We start from the raw sequence: 15403 nt of genomic DNA, 5'->3' as shown, positions 1-15403 counted from the left end.
CGAGGTCGAGCAGCAGGATCTGGAAGATCGCGCCGCCGAGCGTGGTGCTGACCGCGCGCCCGACCGCGTCCTCCTTCTGGTCCAGCGGATCGACCGAATGGTGGATCTCCTTCGTCGCCTTCCAGACCAGGAACAGCCCGCCGGCGATCAGGATCAGGTCGCGCCAGGAGAAGTCGTGCCCGAAGGCCGAGAAGAGCGGCGTCGTCATCGCCACGATGTAGGCGATGGTCGTGAGCAGCAGCAGCCGCATGACGAGCGCGCCCGAGATCCCGAGCCGCCGCGCCTTCACCCGGTGCTGGGCCGGCAGCTTGTTGGTCAGGATCGAGATGAAGATCAGGTTGTCGATGCCGAGCACCACCTCCATGGCGATCAGCGTGATCATGGCGGCCCAGCCTTCCGGGGTCGCGAGGAAGGCGAAGTGGAGTGCGAAGAAATCTGTCATGGCGGCTCCTCGATGCGTCCGTTCGGAAGCGCGGCCCCTTGCCGCGCAGGCGAATCACGCGCACCGGCGCGCCTCCCCCGACGGGTCATTCAGCCGACGAACCTGTCATGGCGCTGTCGGAAGCGGTCCATCGCGCGGGCATGCGTCAGACGTTCGCCGGCCGGGCGGCGCGGCCGGACACCGTTAACCACTATTGCCATCGGGTTAAGAGAAAGCCGGAGAACCCAATGAAACAAGGGGTCCGACCGGGTGGGCACGCGTGCCCACCCCGTGCCCGATCGGGCATCCCGGGCCGATCAATCCACCCTGACCAGCTGATAGCCGAGCCCGCGCAGCGTCCGGATGGCGACCCCGCTCCCCTCGAGCTTGCGCCGCAGCCGGGCGACATAGGTCTCGATCGCGTTCAGCCCGACCTCCTCCTCGTCCATCGAGAACATCCGGTCGAAGAGCCGCTCCTTCGGCATGACCCGGCTGCGGTTGGCCATCAGCGCCTCGAGCAGGCTGAACTCCCGCCGCGTCAGCTGCAGCGGCGCCCCGCCGCAGCTCGCCACCCGCCCGGCCGGGTCGAGCGCCAGGCTGCCGAACTCGATCACCCCGCTGCGGTCCGGCCCCGCCCGCCGCCCGAGCGCCCGCACCCGCGCCTGCAGCTCGCGCAGGTCGAACGGCTTCACCAGATAGTCGTCCGCCCCGATGTCGAGCGCCGCCACCCGGTCCTCGACCGCCATCCGCGCCGTCAGCATCAAGACCGGCGTCGGCTTGCGCTGCCGCCTCAGCCGCCGCAGCACCTCCGTCCCCTCCCCGTCCGGCAGGTTGATGTCGAGGATGACGACCTCATAGTCGTTCACCGCCAGCATGTCGCCGGCCCCCTCCACCGTATCGACCCAGTCGATCGCATCCCCCCGGTGCACGAAGGACGCCACGATCGCCTCCGCCACGTCCTCGGTGTCCTCGACGAGAAGCAGCCGCACCCCACCCTCCCGACCGTCCCTTTCCCGCAACGATAGCCGCCGGCCGCCCGATCGTGAAGGAAATGTGCGGCAGGACGAGGATCGCCCGCACCGCCCCCTCATGCGAAATGGGGGCCCGCGCCGATCGGCGCGGACCCCCTTGCATTCCCTCCGGCAACGGTCACCCCATCGTCGGCATGACGAACTCCGCCTCGGCGCGCATCCCCGTGGGCCAGCGCGTGGTGATCGTCTTCAGCCGGGTGTAGAAGCGCACCCCCTCCGGCCCGTGCATATGGTGGTCGCCGAAGAGCGACGCCTTCCAGCCGCCGAACGAGTGGAACGCCATCGGCACCGGGATCGGCACGTTCACGCCCACCATCCCCACCTCGATGTCGTGCGCGAAGGCCCGCGCCGCGTCACCATCACGGGTGAATACCGCCACGCCGTTGCCGTACTCGTGCTGCCCGACGAGATCGACCGCATCCTGGTAGTTCGTCGCCCGCACCACCGACAGCACCGGCCCGAAGATCTCCTCCTTCCAGACCGTCATGTCCGGCGTCACCCCGTCGAGCAGCGTGCCGCCGACGAAATAGCCGCCCTCGTAGCCCTGCGGCGCCTTGAAGCCGCGTCCGTCGACGACGACCTTGGCACCTTCCTTCTCGCCCTGGTCGATGTAGCCCTTCACCTTGGCGAGGTGCTGCGCCGTGACCAGCGGCCCCATCTCCGACGACCGGTCGCTCGCCGGCCCGATCTTCAGCGCCTCGATCTTCGGCACCAGCTTCTCGATCAGCCGGTTCGCCGTCTCCTCGCCGACCGGCACCGCCACCGAGATCGCCATGCAGCGCTCCCCGGCCGACCCGTAGGCCGCGCCCATCAGCGCCCCCACCGCCATGTCGATGTCGGCGTCCGGCATGATGATCGCGTGGTTCTTCGCCCCGCCCAGCGCCTGCACCCGCTTGCCGGCCGCGGTGCCGGTCGCATAGATGTAGCGCGCGATCGGCGTCGAGCCGACGAAGCTCACCGCCTTGACGTCCGGGTGCGTCAGCAGCGCGTCGACCGCCTCCTTGTCGCCGTTCACCACGTTGAAGACGCCCGCCGGCAGGCCCGCCCGGGTCAGCAGCTCGGCGATGAGGAGCGACGCTGACGGATCCCGCTCCGAGGGCTTCAGCACGAAGGTGTTGCCGCAGGCGAGCGCGACCGGGAACATCCACATCGGCACCATGCAGGGGAAGTTGAACGGCGTGATCCCCGCCACCACCCCGAGCGGCTGCCTGAGCGAGTGGCTGTCCACGTTGGTCCCGACATTCTCCGTAACCTCGCCCTTCAGCAGGTGCGGGATGCCGACCGCGAACTCCACCACCTCGAGCCCGCGGGTCACCTCGCCCAGCGCGTCGTCGTGGGTCTTGCCGTGCTCGGCCGAGATCAGCTCGGCGATCCGATCGGCGTTCTCCTGCAGCAGGAACTTGAACCGGTCGAGGATGCGCGCGCGCCGCAGCGGCGGCGTCTTCGCCCAGGCCGGCCAGGCGGCCTTCGCCGCCGCGACGACCGCGCCGACCTCCTCGACCGAAGCCAGCGGCACCCGCGTCTCCGACGCGCCGGTCGCCGGGTTGAACACGTCGGCGAAACGCCCCGAGCGGCCCGGCACCCGCTCCCCCGAGACATAGTGGCTGAGATCGGTCATCGCTTCCTCCATGTTTGCTGTGGCTGAGGTCGCATTGTAAGACACGAATAGCAACCGCCTCGCATGAGGATCTGATATGCACGAAGGCGCATTCGCACCGGGCCGGCTCGACTGGGACGACACCCGCATGTTCCTCGCCGTCGCCCGCGCCGGCCAGATGCTCGGCGCGTCGCGCAGGCTCGGCGTCAACCAGGCGACCCTCTCCCGCCGCGTCGCCGCCCTCGAGGCCGCGCTCGGCGCCAAGCTGCTCGTCCGCCGCACCCACGGCTCGGAGCTGACCGACGCTGGCCAGGCGCTCCTCGAGACGCTCGAGCGGGTGGAGACCGAGATGCTCGCCGTCCAGGCCCGGCTGCAGGGCGCCGGGGCGGCTGCCGCCGGCGTCGTGCGGATCGGCGCCCCGGACGGCTTCGGCGTCGGCTTCCTCGCCCCGCGCCTTGCCCGCCTCGCCGACCGGCACCCGGACCTGACCGTCCAGCTCGTCCCGACCCCGCGCGGCTTCTCCCTCTCCCGCCGCGAGGCCGACCTCGCGGTGATGGTGGGGCGCCCCGAGAAGGGCCGGCTCGTCGCCCGCAAGCTGACCGACTACAGCCTCGGCCTCTACGCCTCCCCCGCCTACCTCGCCGCCCATCCCGCACCGGTGGAGCCGGCCGACCTCGCCCGCCACCGCCTCGTCGGCTACGTCGAGGATCTGATCGCCGCGCCCGCCCTCAACTACGCGGCCGAGTTCCTGCGCGGCTGGCGCTCGTCGGTCGAGATCACCAGCGCCATCGGGCAGGTCGAGGCGGTCGGCGCCGGCGCCGGCATCGGCGCGCTGCACGACTATCTCACCCGCGGCCGCGGCCTCGTCCGCGTCCTGCCGAAGCTCTGCACCGTCCGCTCCTACTGGCTGGCGATCCACGAGAACCTGCGCGACGTCGCCCGCGTCCGCGCCGCCGCCGACTTCCTGACCGAGGCGGTCCGCGAAGCCCAGGCGGACTTCACCGGCCGGTAGCCGCAAGAGGCGGGGCCGTCAGACCGAAGCGGGACCGGCCGTCTCCGCGCGCCGGAGACGCCGCGGATCGTCGGCGCGCGCTTGCCCCGCCCCGCTGCCCGGCAGGTGCCGCGCCAGGATCTCGGCCGCGCGGGCCTCGTGCGCGGGGTCGAGCGCCATCACCCTTCCCCATTCCCGCTCGGTCTCGGCGCCGATCTTGGTCGTCGCGTCGATGCCGAGCTTGCCGGCCAGCCCGGCGCGCGGGCTGGCGAAATCGAGATAGTCCATCGGCGTGCCGTCGAGCACCACCACGTCCCGCGCCGGATCCATCCGCGTCGACATCGCCCAGGCGACGTCGTCCCAGTCGCGCGGGTCGATGTCCTCGTCCACCACCACGATCATCTTGGTGTAGGAGAATTGCGCCAGCATCCCCCAGAGCGCCAGCATCACCCGCCGCGCCTGGCCCGGGTAGCGTTTGGCGATCTGCACCACCGCGATCCGGTAGGAGCAGGCGGCCGGCGGCAGCCAGAGGTCGCGCAGCTCCGGGATCTGGGCGCGGATCAGCGGCAGCGCGAGCGTGTTGAACACCTCGCCGATCACCGCGGGCTCGTCCGGCGGGCGCCCGGTGACCGTGGTGAGATAGAGCGGATCGCGGCGCTCGGTGATCGCCGAGACCCGCATCACCGGGAAGGGCTCCACAGCGTTGTAATAGCCGGTATGGTCGCCGAACGGCCCTTCCGGCGCCGTCTCGCCGGGATGCACCCAGCCCTCGATCACGATCTCGGCGTGGGCGGGCACCATCAGCGGCACGCTGCGCGCCGGCGCCACCTCGGTCCGGCTGCCGCGCAGCACGCCGGAGAAGGAGAGCTCCGACACCGTCTCGGGCAGCGGCAGCGCGGCGGAGAGGAGCGTCGCCGGATCGGCGCCGAGCACCACCGCCACCGGCATCGGCTCGCCCGCCGCCGCCCAGCCGCGGGCATGCGCGGCGCCGCCGCGATGCGCGAGCCAGCGCAGGATCAGCCGGTCCGGCCCGAGCACCTGCGCCCGGTAGACGCCGAGATTGTAGCGGCCGGTCTGCGCCGCCTCCGAACCGTGCGGGCGGGTGACGACGACCGGCCAGGTGATCAGCGGGCCGGCATCGCCCGGCCAGGGCGTCTGCACCGGCAGGCGCGTCAGGTCCGCCCCGGCCGCGACCTCCTGCGCCGGCCCCCGGGGCAGGACGCGCGGCCGCGTCGCCAGCGCCGCCTTCAGCAGCGGCCAACGCGACAGCGCATCGCGCATCCCGTCCACCGGCGGCGGGCTGCGCAGCGCGGCGAGGAACGCGCCGAAGGCCGGAACCTCGTCGAGCGCGAGGCCCATCCCCGCCGCCACCCGCTCCGGCGTCCCGAAGAGATTGGCCAGCACCGGCATCGCCGCCGGCCGCCCGTCGCCGTGCCGCGCCGCGTCGAAGCGCAGCACCGGCCCGCCGGCGCGCAGGCAGGCGAGCTGCACGGCCGTCATCTCGTGCCGCAGCGCCACCGGCTCGGACAGGCGCAGCAGCTCGCCGCGCCCCTCGGCCCAGCCGAGAAAGGCGCGCAGGTCGGGGAAGACCGGCAGACTGCGGATGGCGGCCTCCTGCTCACGGACGCGGTCCGGCGTAGCAGCCGCATCAGCGCGCGGGTTTGACGAGGATCAAGTCCAGCGGCACGCAGACCGCCTACCGTCCGGGACACCCGGTCCGAGGATCCGATGCCCAGATCGCACTTCCCGCGCGTTCCGCCCGCGCTCCGCCTCGCCGCCGGGCCGCTGCCGCCGGCGCCGCTCGGCGCCATGCTCGGCCTGCTGGTGCGCCACCTGGCCAGGGAACATCCCGGGATCCTGCGCCGGATGGGCCCGCACGCCGGGCGCAGCTTCCTGATCGACCCCACCGACCTGCCGTTCCTGCTGCTGCTGCGCCCGGCCACCGGCGCCCTTTCGGCCCACCGCCGCACCTGGCCGCCGGCGCACGACGCGCGGCTCGCCGGGCCGCTCGCGGCCTTCCTCGCCATGCTGCACGGGACCGAGGACGGCGACGCGCTCTTCTTCTCGCGCGACCTGACCATCGAGGGCGACACCGAGGCGGTGCTGGCGCTGCGCAACGCGCTCGACGACGCCGAGATCGACCTGACCGAGGAGCTCGCGACGGTGAGCGGCCCGCTCGCCGCGCCGCTGCGCCGGACGCTCGCGCTGGCCGAGCGGATCACCGGCCTCGCCCTGCACCGCGCCGAGCCGACCGGAGACTATACATGATGGAACTCGTCTGCCCCGCCGGCACCCCCGCCGCGCTCCGCGCCGCCGTCACGGCCGGCGCCCACGCGGTCTACTGCGGCTTCGCGGACGAGACCAACGCGCGCAACTTCCCCGGCCTGAACTTCAGCCGCGAGGAAATGGCCGGGGGCGTCGCCTTCGCCCATGCCCGGGGCGCCCGCGTGCTGGTCGCGATCAACACCTTCCCGCGCGCCGGCGGCGAGCCGCTCTGGCACCGCGCGGTGGCCGATGCGGAGGCGGCGGGAGCGGACGCGGTCATCCTCGCCGACCTCGGGCTCCTCGCCCACGCCGCCGAGCATCATCCCGGCCTGCGCCGCCACCTCTCGGTACAGGCCGCCGCCGCCAACCCCGACGCGATCAACCTCTACACCGAGGCCTTCGGGGTGCGCCGGGTGGTGCTGCCGCGCGTGCTCTCGGTCGAGGAGATCGCCGCGATCAACCGCGAGATCGACGTCGAGACCGAGGTCTTCGTCTTCGGCGGCCTCTGCGTGATGGCCGAGGGACGCTGCTCGCTCTCCTCCTACGCCACCGGCCGCTCGCCCAACATGAACGGCGTCTGCTCGCCCGCAAGCCACGTCGCCTATGCCGAGGAAGGCCCGGAGCTCGCCGCCCGCCTCGGCGGCTTTACCATCCACCGCACGCCGAAGCACGCCCCCGCGCCCTATCCGACGCTCTGCAAGGGCTGCTTCACCTCCGGCGCCGAGACCGGGCACATCTTCGAGGACCCGGTCAGCCTCGACGCCACCCGCCTCATCCCGGCGCTGGCGCGTGCCGGCGTCGCGGCCCTGAAGATCGAGGGACGGCAACGCTCGCGCGCCTACGTCGCGCAGGTCGTGCGCAGCTTCCGCGCCGCCGTCGAGGCGCAGGAAGCGGGCCGCCCGCTGCCCGAAGGCGCGCTGGCGCGGCTGACCGAGGGCCAGGCCACGACGACCGGCGCCTACGCCAAGACGTGGAGATGACGATGGACCTGACGATCGGGCCGAACGCCTTCTTCTGGGACGCCGCGGCGGTGGACGCCTTCTACGCCCGGCTGGCCGAGGCGCCGGTCGCACGGGTGGCGATCGGCGAATGGGTCTGCTCCAAGCGCCTGCCCTTCTGGCAGGACGCGATCGCCGCGGCGGTGGAGCGGCTGCAGGCGGCGGGCAAGGAGGTGGCGCTGGCCAGCCTCGCGCTCGTCACGCTGAAGCGCGAGCGCCGGCTGACCGCCGACCTGGCGGCCGCCGGCCTGACCGTCGAGGTCAACGACCTGACCGCGCTGCGCCACATCCCCGACGGCACGCCCTTCTGGGTCGGCCCGATGGTCAACGTCTACAACGAGAGCACGCTCCGCTGGCTGGCGCGGCGCGGGGCAACCCGCATCTGCCTGCCGCCCGAGCTGCCGCTCGCCTCGATCGCGGTCCTGGCCGCGGCCGGGCGCGAGGCAGGGGTGGCGGTCGAGGTCTGGGGCCACGGCCGGCTGCCGCTGGCGATCTCCGGGCGCTGCTACCACGCGCGCCTGCACGACCGGGCCAAGGACGGCTGCCAGTTCGTCTGCGGCGAGGACCCCGACGGGCGCGAGGTCGACACGCTCGACGGGCAGAAGTTCCTCGTGGTGAACGGCGTGCAGACGATGAGCCAGAGCACGGCGAGCATGGCGCTGCAGGCGGAGGCGCTGCGCGCGGCGGGCGTCGCGGCGCTGCGGCTCTCGCCGCAGACCGGCGATTTCGCCGGCATCTGCCGCGACTATGCCGAGCTGCTGGCCGGCCGGATGACGGGCGCGGCGCTCGCCGCATCGCTCGTCGGGCGGGTGCCGGGCGGGCGGCTCTCCGACGGGTTCCCCGCCGGGCCCTCGGGCGCGCACTGGTCCGGCGCGGCCTGACCGCGCCGGCCCCGGTCCCGGCGGGCGATCCGCCGGGCGGACTGCCCTGAACACCCCCGCGACACCATGCGCGGGCGGGTGGTTCCTTCCTGCGCCCGAATCGTGCCACTCTCTCCCCGCTGGAAAGGGAGGATCCCCGCTATGCTGAAAATCCTGAGCGCCGCCGCGCTCCTGACCATGACGGCCTCGGGCGCCGTGCTTGCGCAGGAGCAGCCGTCGCCGCCGAACATCCTCGTCATCTTCGGCGACGACATCGGCCAGACCAACCTCTCGATCTACTCGCGCGGCCTGATGGGCTACCGGACGCCCAATATCGACCGGATCGGCACGGAGGGCGCGCTCTTCACCGACTATTACGCAGAGCAGAGCTGCACCGCCGGCCGCTCCACCTTCATCACCGGCCAGGCGACGCTGCGCACCGGCCTCTCCAAGGTCGGCCTGCCCGGCGCCGACGTCGGCCTGCAGGCGAGCGACGTCACCATCGCCTCGGCGCTCAAGGACCGCGGCTACGCCACCGGCCAGTTCGGCAAGAATCACCTCGGCGACCGCGACGAGTTCCTGCCCACCGCGCACGGCTTCGACGAATTCTTCGGCAACCTCTACCACCTCAACGCCGAGGAGGAGCCGGAAGATTTCAACTACCCGCAGGATCCGGCCTTCCGCGAGCAGTTCGGCCCGCGCGGCGTCATCAAGTCCTCCGCCGACGGCACGATCGAGGACACCGGTCCCCTGACCCGCAAGCGCATGGAGACCGTCGACGACGAGACCTCGGCGGCGGCGATCGACTTCATCCAGCGCCAGGTCGACGCCGACACCCCCTTCTTCGTCTGGATGAACACCACGCGGATGCACTTCCGCACCCACGTCCGCCCCGAGCACCGCGACCAGCCCGGCCTGACCGCCCGCACCGAATACGCCGACGGCATGATCGAGACCGACGCCGTCGTCGGCAGCATCCTCGACAAGCTCGACGAGCTCGGCGTGACCGACGATACCATCGTCATCTATACGACCGACAACGGCCCGCACCAGAACTCCTGGCCCGACGCCGGCACCACCCCCTTCCGCAGCGAGAAGAACACCAACTGGGAGGGCGCCTTCCGCGTCCCGGCGCTCATCCGCTGGCCCGGCCACATCCAGCCCGGCACCGAGCTCAACGGCATCTTCTCCGGCCTCGACTGGTTCCCGACGCTGCTCGCCGCCGCCGGCGACACCGACATCAAGGAGCGGCTGCTGCAGGGCACGACCGTCGACGGCACGGAGTACAAGAACCACCTCGACGGCTACAACCAGCTCGACTATCTGACCGGCACCTCGCCCGACAGCGCCCGCAAGGAGTTCTTCTACTTCAACGACGACGGCGATCTCGTGGCCATGCGCTACGAGAACTGGAAGCTCGTCTTCGAGGAGCAGCGGATGCAGGGAACCCTCGCCATCTGGGCCGAGCCCTTCGTCCACCTGCGGGTGCCGAAGATGTTCGACCTGCGCTCCGATCCCTACGAGCGCGCCGACATCACCTCGAACACCTACTACGACTGGACGCTGAGCAAGGCCTACCTGGTGGTCCCGGCGCAGGCCTACGTCGCGGACTTCCTCGGCACCTTCACCGAGTTTCCGCCGGCGCAGCGCCCGGCCAGCTTCTCGATCGACCAGATCACCGAGCAGCTCCAGCAGCAGCTCAGCAACGCCGCCGGCGGCCAGTAGCCGCCGCTCCCGGTCGGAGGCGCGCAGCCTCCGACCCCCTCGGCAAGAAAGAATTAACCTGACGAATCTCAGCGGAATCAATATGATAGTTATAGTTTCGCGCGCGAAATCCGCGAAATCGCCCCCGCGGGCGGCCCTCGCATGACCGCCCGCGACTCGATGCTCGCCCTCCAGGCGGCGATGAACGCCGAGGTGCTCGGCCAGCCGGTCGTGGTCGAGCGGATGCTGATCGGCCTCCTCGCCGACGGCCACCTCCTGATCGAGGGCCTGCCCGGCCTCGCCAAGACCCGCGCCGTCAAGGCGATGGCGAAGCACCTCCAGGCCGACTTCAGCCGCATCCAGTTCACCCCCGACCTGCTGCCCTCGGACGTGACCGGCACCGACGTCTACTATTCCGAGGGCGGCAAGGGCGAGTTCCGCTTCCAGCCCGGCCCGGTCTTCGGCAACATCCTCCTCGCCGACGAGATCAACCGCGCGCCGGCCAAGGTCCAGGCCGCCCTCCTCGAGGCGATGGAGGAGCGCCAGGTGACGGTCGGCCAGCAGACCCACCCGCTGCCCGACCTCTTCATCGTCATGGCGACGCAGAACCCGATCGAGCAGGAGGGCACCTACCCGCTGCCCGAGGCCCAGACCGACCGCTTCCTGATGAAGGTCCTCGTCGACTACCCCGCGCCCGCCGACGAGGCCGAGGTCGTCCGCCTCGTCCGCTCCGAGGAGCAGGCGAAGCTCGCCCCACCCGGGGACGATGCCCCGAAGCCCCAGGCCGCGCCGATCGCCGTCGACGACGTCTTCGCCGCCCGCCGCGAGATCGCGACCCTCCACGTCGCCGAGGCGATCGAGACCTACATCGTCGCCCTCGTGAACGCGACCCGCAACCCGGACGGCTATTCGTCCGACCTCGCGAAGGAGATCGAGCTCGGCGCCAGCCCCCGCGCCGGCCTCGCCCTCGACCGGTCCGCCCGCGCCTACGCCTGGCTGCAGGGCTCGGACTTCGTCTCGCCCGGCGACGTCCAGGCGATCGCCCCCGACGTCCTGCGCCACCGCATCGGCCTCTCCTACGAGGCGCGCGGCAAGGGCCGCGACGCCGACGCCGTCCTCGCCGACCTCCTCGCCCTCGTCGCCCCCGCCTGAAGGAGCCGCGCCCCATGTTCCTCCGCGCCACCCTCGCCGCCGCCCTCCTCGCCGTCCCGGCCCTCGCCCAGGACGACCCGCTGCCCAGCTGGAACGACGGCCCCACGAAGCAGGCGATCGTCGCCTTCGTGCAGGCCGCCACCGCCGAGGGCGGCCCGGGCTTCATCGCCCCCGACGACCGCATCGCGACCTTCGACAACGACGGCACCCTCTGGTCCGAGCAGCCGATGTACTTCCAGGGCATGTTCGTGAACGACCGGATCAGGGCGATGGCCGCCGACCATCCCGAATGGGCGGACGAGATGCCCTACAAGGCTGTGCTCGACGGCGACTTGGCCGCCCTCGGCGCCGCCGGCGAGCAGGGCCTCGTCGAGCTCGTGGCCGCCACCCACGCCGGCATGACCAACGAGGAATTCGAGGCGCTGGTGAAGGACTGGATCGCCACCGCCCGCCACCCCCGCTTCGACCGGCCCTACACCGACCTCGTCTTCCAGCCGATGCTCGAGGTGCTCGACTACCTGCGCGACAACGGCTTCGAGACCTGGATCGTCTCCGGCGGCGGCATCGACTTCATGCGCCCCTGGGCCGAGCAGGTCTACGGCATCCCGCCGCAGCAGGTCGTCGGCTCGCAGATCGCGGTCACCTACAACGACCAGGACGGCCCGCCCCGCTTCGACCGCGAGCCCGGGGTCTTCTTCGTCGACGACAAGGCCGGCAAGCCGGTCGGCATCCTCCGCCACATCGGCAAGCGCCCGGTCATCGCCTTCGGCAACTCCGACGGCGACTTCGAGATGCTCGACTACGTCACCGCCGGCGACGGCCCCGACCTCGGCCTCATCGTCCACCATACCGACGCCGCCCGCGAATGGGCCTACGACCGCGACAGCCACGTCGGCCAGCTCGCCCGCGCCCTCGACGCCGCGCCGGACGAGGGCTGGCTCCTGATCGACATGGCCAGCGACTGGAAGGTGATCTACCCGTTCGAGAAGCAATGACCCTCGACCCGCGCATCCACGCCGACCTCGCCCACCTGGCGGGCCTCGAGGCGCGGGCGCGCGGCTTCGACTTCCTGCCGCGCCAGCCGGTCGGCAGCGCCCTCTCCGGCCGCCGCGCCAGCCGCCTGCGCGGCCGCGGCCTCGAGTTCGAGGAGCTGCGCGCCTACCTCCCCGGCGACGACGTGCGCGCCATCGACTGGAAGGTCACCGCCCGCACCGGCGCCCCCCACGTCCGCGTCACCCGCGAGGAGCGCGACCGCCCGGCGCTCCTCCTCGTCGACCAGCGGATGTCGATGTTCTTCGGCACCGTCCTCAACATGAAGTCGGTCACCGCCGCCGAGATCGCCGCCCTCGCCGCCTGGCGCATCCTCGGCCAGGGCGACCGCGTCGGCGGCCTCGTCCTCACCGACCAGGGCTTCGACGCCGTCCCCGCCCGCCGCTCGCGCGGGGCCGTCCTGCGCCTGCTCGACCGCATCGCCGACGCCAACCTCGCGCTCTCCGCCGAGGCCCCCGTCGCCGCCGGCGCCGCCGGCCGCCTCGACACCGCCCTCGCCCGCGCGGCCGAGATCCTCACCCACGACTGGCTCCTCCTCGTCGTCTCGGACTTCGACGGCGCCGGCGCGGCGACGCTCCGCCTCCTGACCGGCATCGCCCGCGGCAACGACATCCTGCTCGCCATCGTCCACGACCCCTCGGCGCACGAGACCCCGGCCAGCGGCCGCATCGTCGTCGGCGACGGCCGCCTGCAGGTCGAACTCGACCTCGCCGACGCCCGCGTCCGCCGCAACCTCGCCGGGACCGGCTCCGGGCGCATCGCCACGCTCCTCGCCTGGCAGGAGCGGCTCGACGCCGCGATCCTGCCGGTCAGCGCCGGCGAGCCGACGATCCCGCAGCTCCTCCGCCTCTTCGGCGCCCCCCTTTCGGCGCCGGCGCGGAGGCGCTGATGGGCGAGAGCCTCGTCGACCTCCTCGACCAGCTCGACGACATCGCCGAGCCGCCGCCCGTCCCGATGTGGCCGGCGACCCCGGCCTGGGCCGTCCTCGCCCTCCTCCTCCTCGCCGCCCTCACCCTCGGCCTCCGGGCCTTCCTCCGCCACCGCCGCGCCACCGCCTGGCGCCGCGCCGCCCTCGCCGAGCTCGGCGCCCTCGCGCCCGCCCTGGAGGCCGGCGACCCGGCCGCCCTCGCCGCGCTCCAGACGCTGCTCCGCCGCGTCGCCCTCGCCACCGCCCCGCGCCCCGAGGTCGCGCCTCTCTCCGGCGACGGCTGGGCGCGCTTCCTCGCCGACAGCGGCGCCGGCTTCGGCCCGCTCGCCGGCGACCTCGCGACCGCCCCCTACCGCCCGGTCCCCGCCTTCGACGGGCCGGCGGCGCTCGCGGCCGCCCGCGCCTGGATCCGCCGCCGCCATGCTTGAGCTCGCCTTCCCCTGGGCGCTCGCCGCCCTGCCGCTGCCGCTCCTCGTCCTCTGGCTGGCCCCGCCGCGCCGGGAGACGGTGCAGGCGGTGCGCATCCCCTTCTTCGAGGCGACGAGCGCCGGCCTCGACAAGGGCGAGGGCGCCGTCGTCCTGCCGCGCACCCGCGCCCAGATGGCCTTCGCCTGGACGCTCTGGGCGCTCGTCCTCGTCACCGTCGCGCAGCCGCAGTGGGTCGGCGCGCCCGTGGAGCGCAGCGAGGCCGCCCGCGACGTGATGCTCGCCGTCGACATCTCGGGCTCGATGCACACCCGCGACTTCACCGCGCCCGACGGCACCCGCGGCTCCCGCCTCGACGGGGTGAAGTCGGTCCTCGACGGCTTCATCGCCGGCCGCCGCGACGACCGCATCGGCCTCGTCGTCTTCGGCAGCGCGGCCTACGTCCTCGTCCCCTTCACCCGCGACACCGCCGCCGCCCGCGCGCTGCTCGCCACCCTCGAGCCCGGCATGGCCGGCCAGAACACCATGCTCGGCGACGCGATCGGCCTCTCCATCCGCTCGTTCGAGGCATCGAAGGTCGAGGCCCGCATCCTCATCCTGCTCTCCGACGGCACCGACACCGGCAGCCGCATGGCGCCGGCCAAGGCCGCCGACATCGCGGCGCAGAACGGCGTCACCATCCATACCATCGCCGTCGGCGACCCGGACGCCTCGGCCGAGGCCGACAAGGTCGACATCGCCACCCTCGAAGGGATCGCGCAGGCGACCGGCGGCAGCTTCAACCGCGCCGAGGACGCCGCCGGCCTCGCGGCGATCTACGACCAGATCGACGCCGCCGGCGCCCGCGAGGGCGCCACCACCTCCTGGCGCCCGCGCACGCCGCTCGCCGCCCTCCCCGCCGCCGCCTTCGTCCTCCTCGTCCTCGTCGCCTACGCCGCCTCCCTCGCCGTCGCCCGCCGCCGCCGGGCGCGCCGCCGCGAGGCGACGGCATGACCGCGCTCGCCGCCTTCACCTTCCTCCGCCCCCTCGCGCTCCTCGCGCTCCTGCCGCTCGCGGGCCTCTGGCTCCTCCTCCGCCGCCGCGCCGCCGCCGAGGCGCCGGCCGTCGGCGACATCATCGCCCCGCACCTGCTCGCCGCGCTCACCATCGGCCGCGACGCCCGCTCCCGCCTCCACGCCTCCGACCTCCTGCTCGGCGCCGCCGCGCTGATGACGCTCGCCGCCGCCGGCCCGGCCTGGCGGCCGGCGCCGTCGCCCTTCGTCACCGAGACCGCGCCCCTCGTCGTCGCCCTCGACCTCAGCCCGAGCATGTCCGGCACCGACGTCGCCCCGACGCGGCTGGAGCGGGCGAAGCAGAAGGTCCGCGACCTCATCGCGCTCCGCGCCGGCGGCCGGGTCGGCCTCGTCGCCTATGCCGGCACCGCCCATCTCGTCATGCCGCTGACCGACGACCCGACCGTGCTGCTGCCCTTCCTCGAGGCGCTCGACCCCGCGATCATGCCCGATGAGGGCCGGCGCGCCTCCGCCGCCCTCGCCCTCGCCGAGACGCTGCTCGCCGAGGAGGAGGCCCCCGGTTCGGTCCTCTTCGTCACCGACGGCATCGACCCCGCCGACATCGCCGCCTTTCCGGCCGGCGGCAGCGCCCGCGCCGCGCTGATCGTCGCCCCCGACCCCGGCGCCGAGGTCTCAGACTGGTCCCGCCGCGCCGACGTCGCCACCGTCGCGGCCACCATCGACGGCACCGACATCCGCGGCGTCGAGCGCGCCCTCGCCTCCAGCCTCGCCCGCGCCGCCGGGGCCGAGGGCCGCCTGCAGGACGACGGCTGGCTGCTGGCGCTGCCGGCCGCGCTCCTCGTCCTCCTCTGGTTCCGCCGCGGCACCACGCTGCGCTGGGGGGCGCTCCTCCTCGCCCTCGCCCTCGTCCCGCCCGGCCACGCCCGCGCCGCCGGGCTCAGTGAGACCCTCGCCGGCTGGTTCTGGA

The 15403-nt window shown here is 73.1% G+C and carries 15 protein-coding genes; 11 read left to right on the top strand and 4 right to left on the bottom strand.

Translation table 11 applies throughout. The annotated features are described in order from the left end of the window. The 3 genes from Q0112_RS03245 to Q0112_RS03235 all read right to left on the bottom strand — a co-directional run. Window positions 1–442, bottom strand: a 442-nt coding sequence (locus Q0112_RS03245; RefSeq protein ID WP_297971331.1) for a TerC family protein, incomplete at its 3' end; no start/stop codon positions are given. Between the two features lie 296 nt (window positions 443–738). Beyond that, window positions 739–1410, bottom strand: coding sequence for a response regulator transcription factor (locus tag Q0112_RS03240; RefSeq protein WP_297971328.1), 672 nt, complete (start codon window positions 1408–1410; stop codon window positions 739–741). Between the two features lie 160 nt (window positions 1411–1570). Further along, entirely contained in the window at window positions 1571–3070 is a 1500-nt protein-coding gene (locus tag Q0112_RS03235) for a CoA-acylating methylmalonate-semialdehyde dehydrogenase (protein ID WP_297971326.1), read from the bottom strand. A 76-nt stretch (window positions 3071–3146) separates the two neighbouring features. On the opposite strand from Q0112_RS03235, the gene Q0112_RS03230 reads away from it, so the two are divergent. Next, a complete protein-coding gene (locus Q0112_RS03230; RefSeq protein ID WP_297971323.1) occupies window positions 3147–4061 on the top strand; it encodes a LysR family transcriptional regulator in 915 nt (304 codons plus the stop codon). Window positions 4062–4079: 18 nt separating this feature from the next. Here Q0112_RS03230 and Q0112_RS03225 read toward each other — a convergent pair whose 3' ends face one another. Further along, window positions 4080–5645, bottom strand: coding sequence for a UbiD family decarboxylase (locus tag Q0112_RS03225; protein WP_297971336.1), 1566 nt, complete (start codon window positions 5643–5645; stop codon window positions 4080–4082). A 123-nt stretch (window positions 5646–5768) separates the two neighbouring features. On the opposite strand from Q0112_RS03225, the gene Q0112_RS03220 reads away from it, so the two are divergent. From Q0112_RS03220 to Q0112_RS03175, 10 genes are all read left to right on the top strand, one after another. Next, entirely contained in the window at window positions 5769–6308 is a 540-nt protein-coding gene (locus Q0112_RS03220) for an SCP2 sterol-binding domain-containing protein (RefSeq protein WP_297971321.1), read from the top strand. Then, window positions 6308–7285, top strand: a complete 978-nt coding sequence (locus Q0112_RS03215; RefSeq protein WP_297971333.1) for a peptidase U32 family protein — start codon at window positions 6308–6310, stop codon at window positions 7283–7285. The genes Q0112_RS03220 and Q0112_RS03215 overlap by 1 nt, the downstream gene beginning before the upstream one ends. Window positions 7286–7287: 2 nt before the next feature. Further along, window positions 7288–8184 (top strand): U32 family peptidase, encoded by an 897-nt coding sequence (locus Q0112_RS03210; protein ID WP_297971318.1) that lies wholly within the window; start codon window positions 7288–7290, stop codon window positions 8182–8184. 141 nt (window positions 8185–8325) lie between these two features. Continuing rightward, window positions 8326–9888 (top strand): arylsulfatase, encoded by a 1563-nt coding sequence (locus Q0112_RS03205; protein ID WP_297971315.1) that lies wholly within the window; start codon window positions 8326–8328, stop codon window positions 9886–9888. A gap of 141 nt (window positions 9889–10029) precedes the next feature. Further along, on the top strand, window positions 10030–11019 hold the full coding sequence (locus tag Q0112_RS03200; protein WP_297971312.1) for a MoxR family ATPase: 990 nt from the start codon (window positions 10030–10032) through the stop codon (window positions 11017–11019). A gap of 14 nt (window positions 11020–11033) precedes the next feature. Then, window positions 11034–12014, top strand: a complete 981-nt coding sequence (locus tag Q0112_RS03195) for an HAD family hydrolase (protein WP_297971309.1) — start codon at window positions 11034–11036, stop codon at window positions 12012–12014. After that, window positions 12011–12958, top strand: coding sequence for a DUF58 domain-containing protein (locus tag Q0112_RS03190; protein WP_297971306.1), 948 nt, complete (start codon window positions 12011–12013; stop codon window positions 12956–12958). The genes Q0112_RS03195 and Q0112_RS03190 overlap by 4 nt, the downstream gene beginning before the upstream one ends. Beyond that, window positions 12958–13425, top strand: a complete 468-nt coding sequence (locus Q0112_RS03185; RefSeq protein ID WP_297971303.1) for a DUF4381 family protein — start codon at window positions 12958–12960, stop codon at window positions 13423–13425. Before Q0112_RS03190 ends, Q0112_RS03185 begins: the two co-directional genes overlap by 1 nt. Next, window positions 13418–14416 carry a VWA domain-containing protein gene (locus tag Q0112_RS03180; protein WP_297971301.1) on the top strand — a complete coding sequence of 333 codons (999 nt, stop codon included), beginning with the start codon at window positions 13418–13420 and terminating at the stop codon, window positions 14414–14416. Before Q0112_RS03185 ends, Q0112_RS03180 begins: the two co-directional genes overlap by 8 nt. Then, window positions 14413–15403, top strand: a 991-nt coding sequence (locus tag Q0112_RS03175) for a VWA domain-containing protein (protein WP_297971298.1), incomplete at its 3' end; no start/stop codon positions are given. The genes Q0112_RS03180 and Q0112_RS03175, both read left to right, overlap by 4 nt.

Source organism: uncultured Amaricoccus sp. (genome assembly GCF_937858865.1).
GTDB lineage: Bacteria > Pseudomonadota > Alphaproteobacteria > Rhodobacterales > Rhodobacteraceae > Amaricoccus.
Note: the sequence above shows the minus strand (reverse complement) of the source record. Positions and strands in the feature narration are given on the sequence as shown.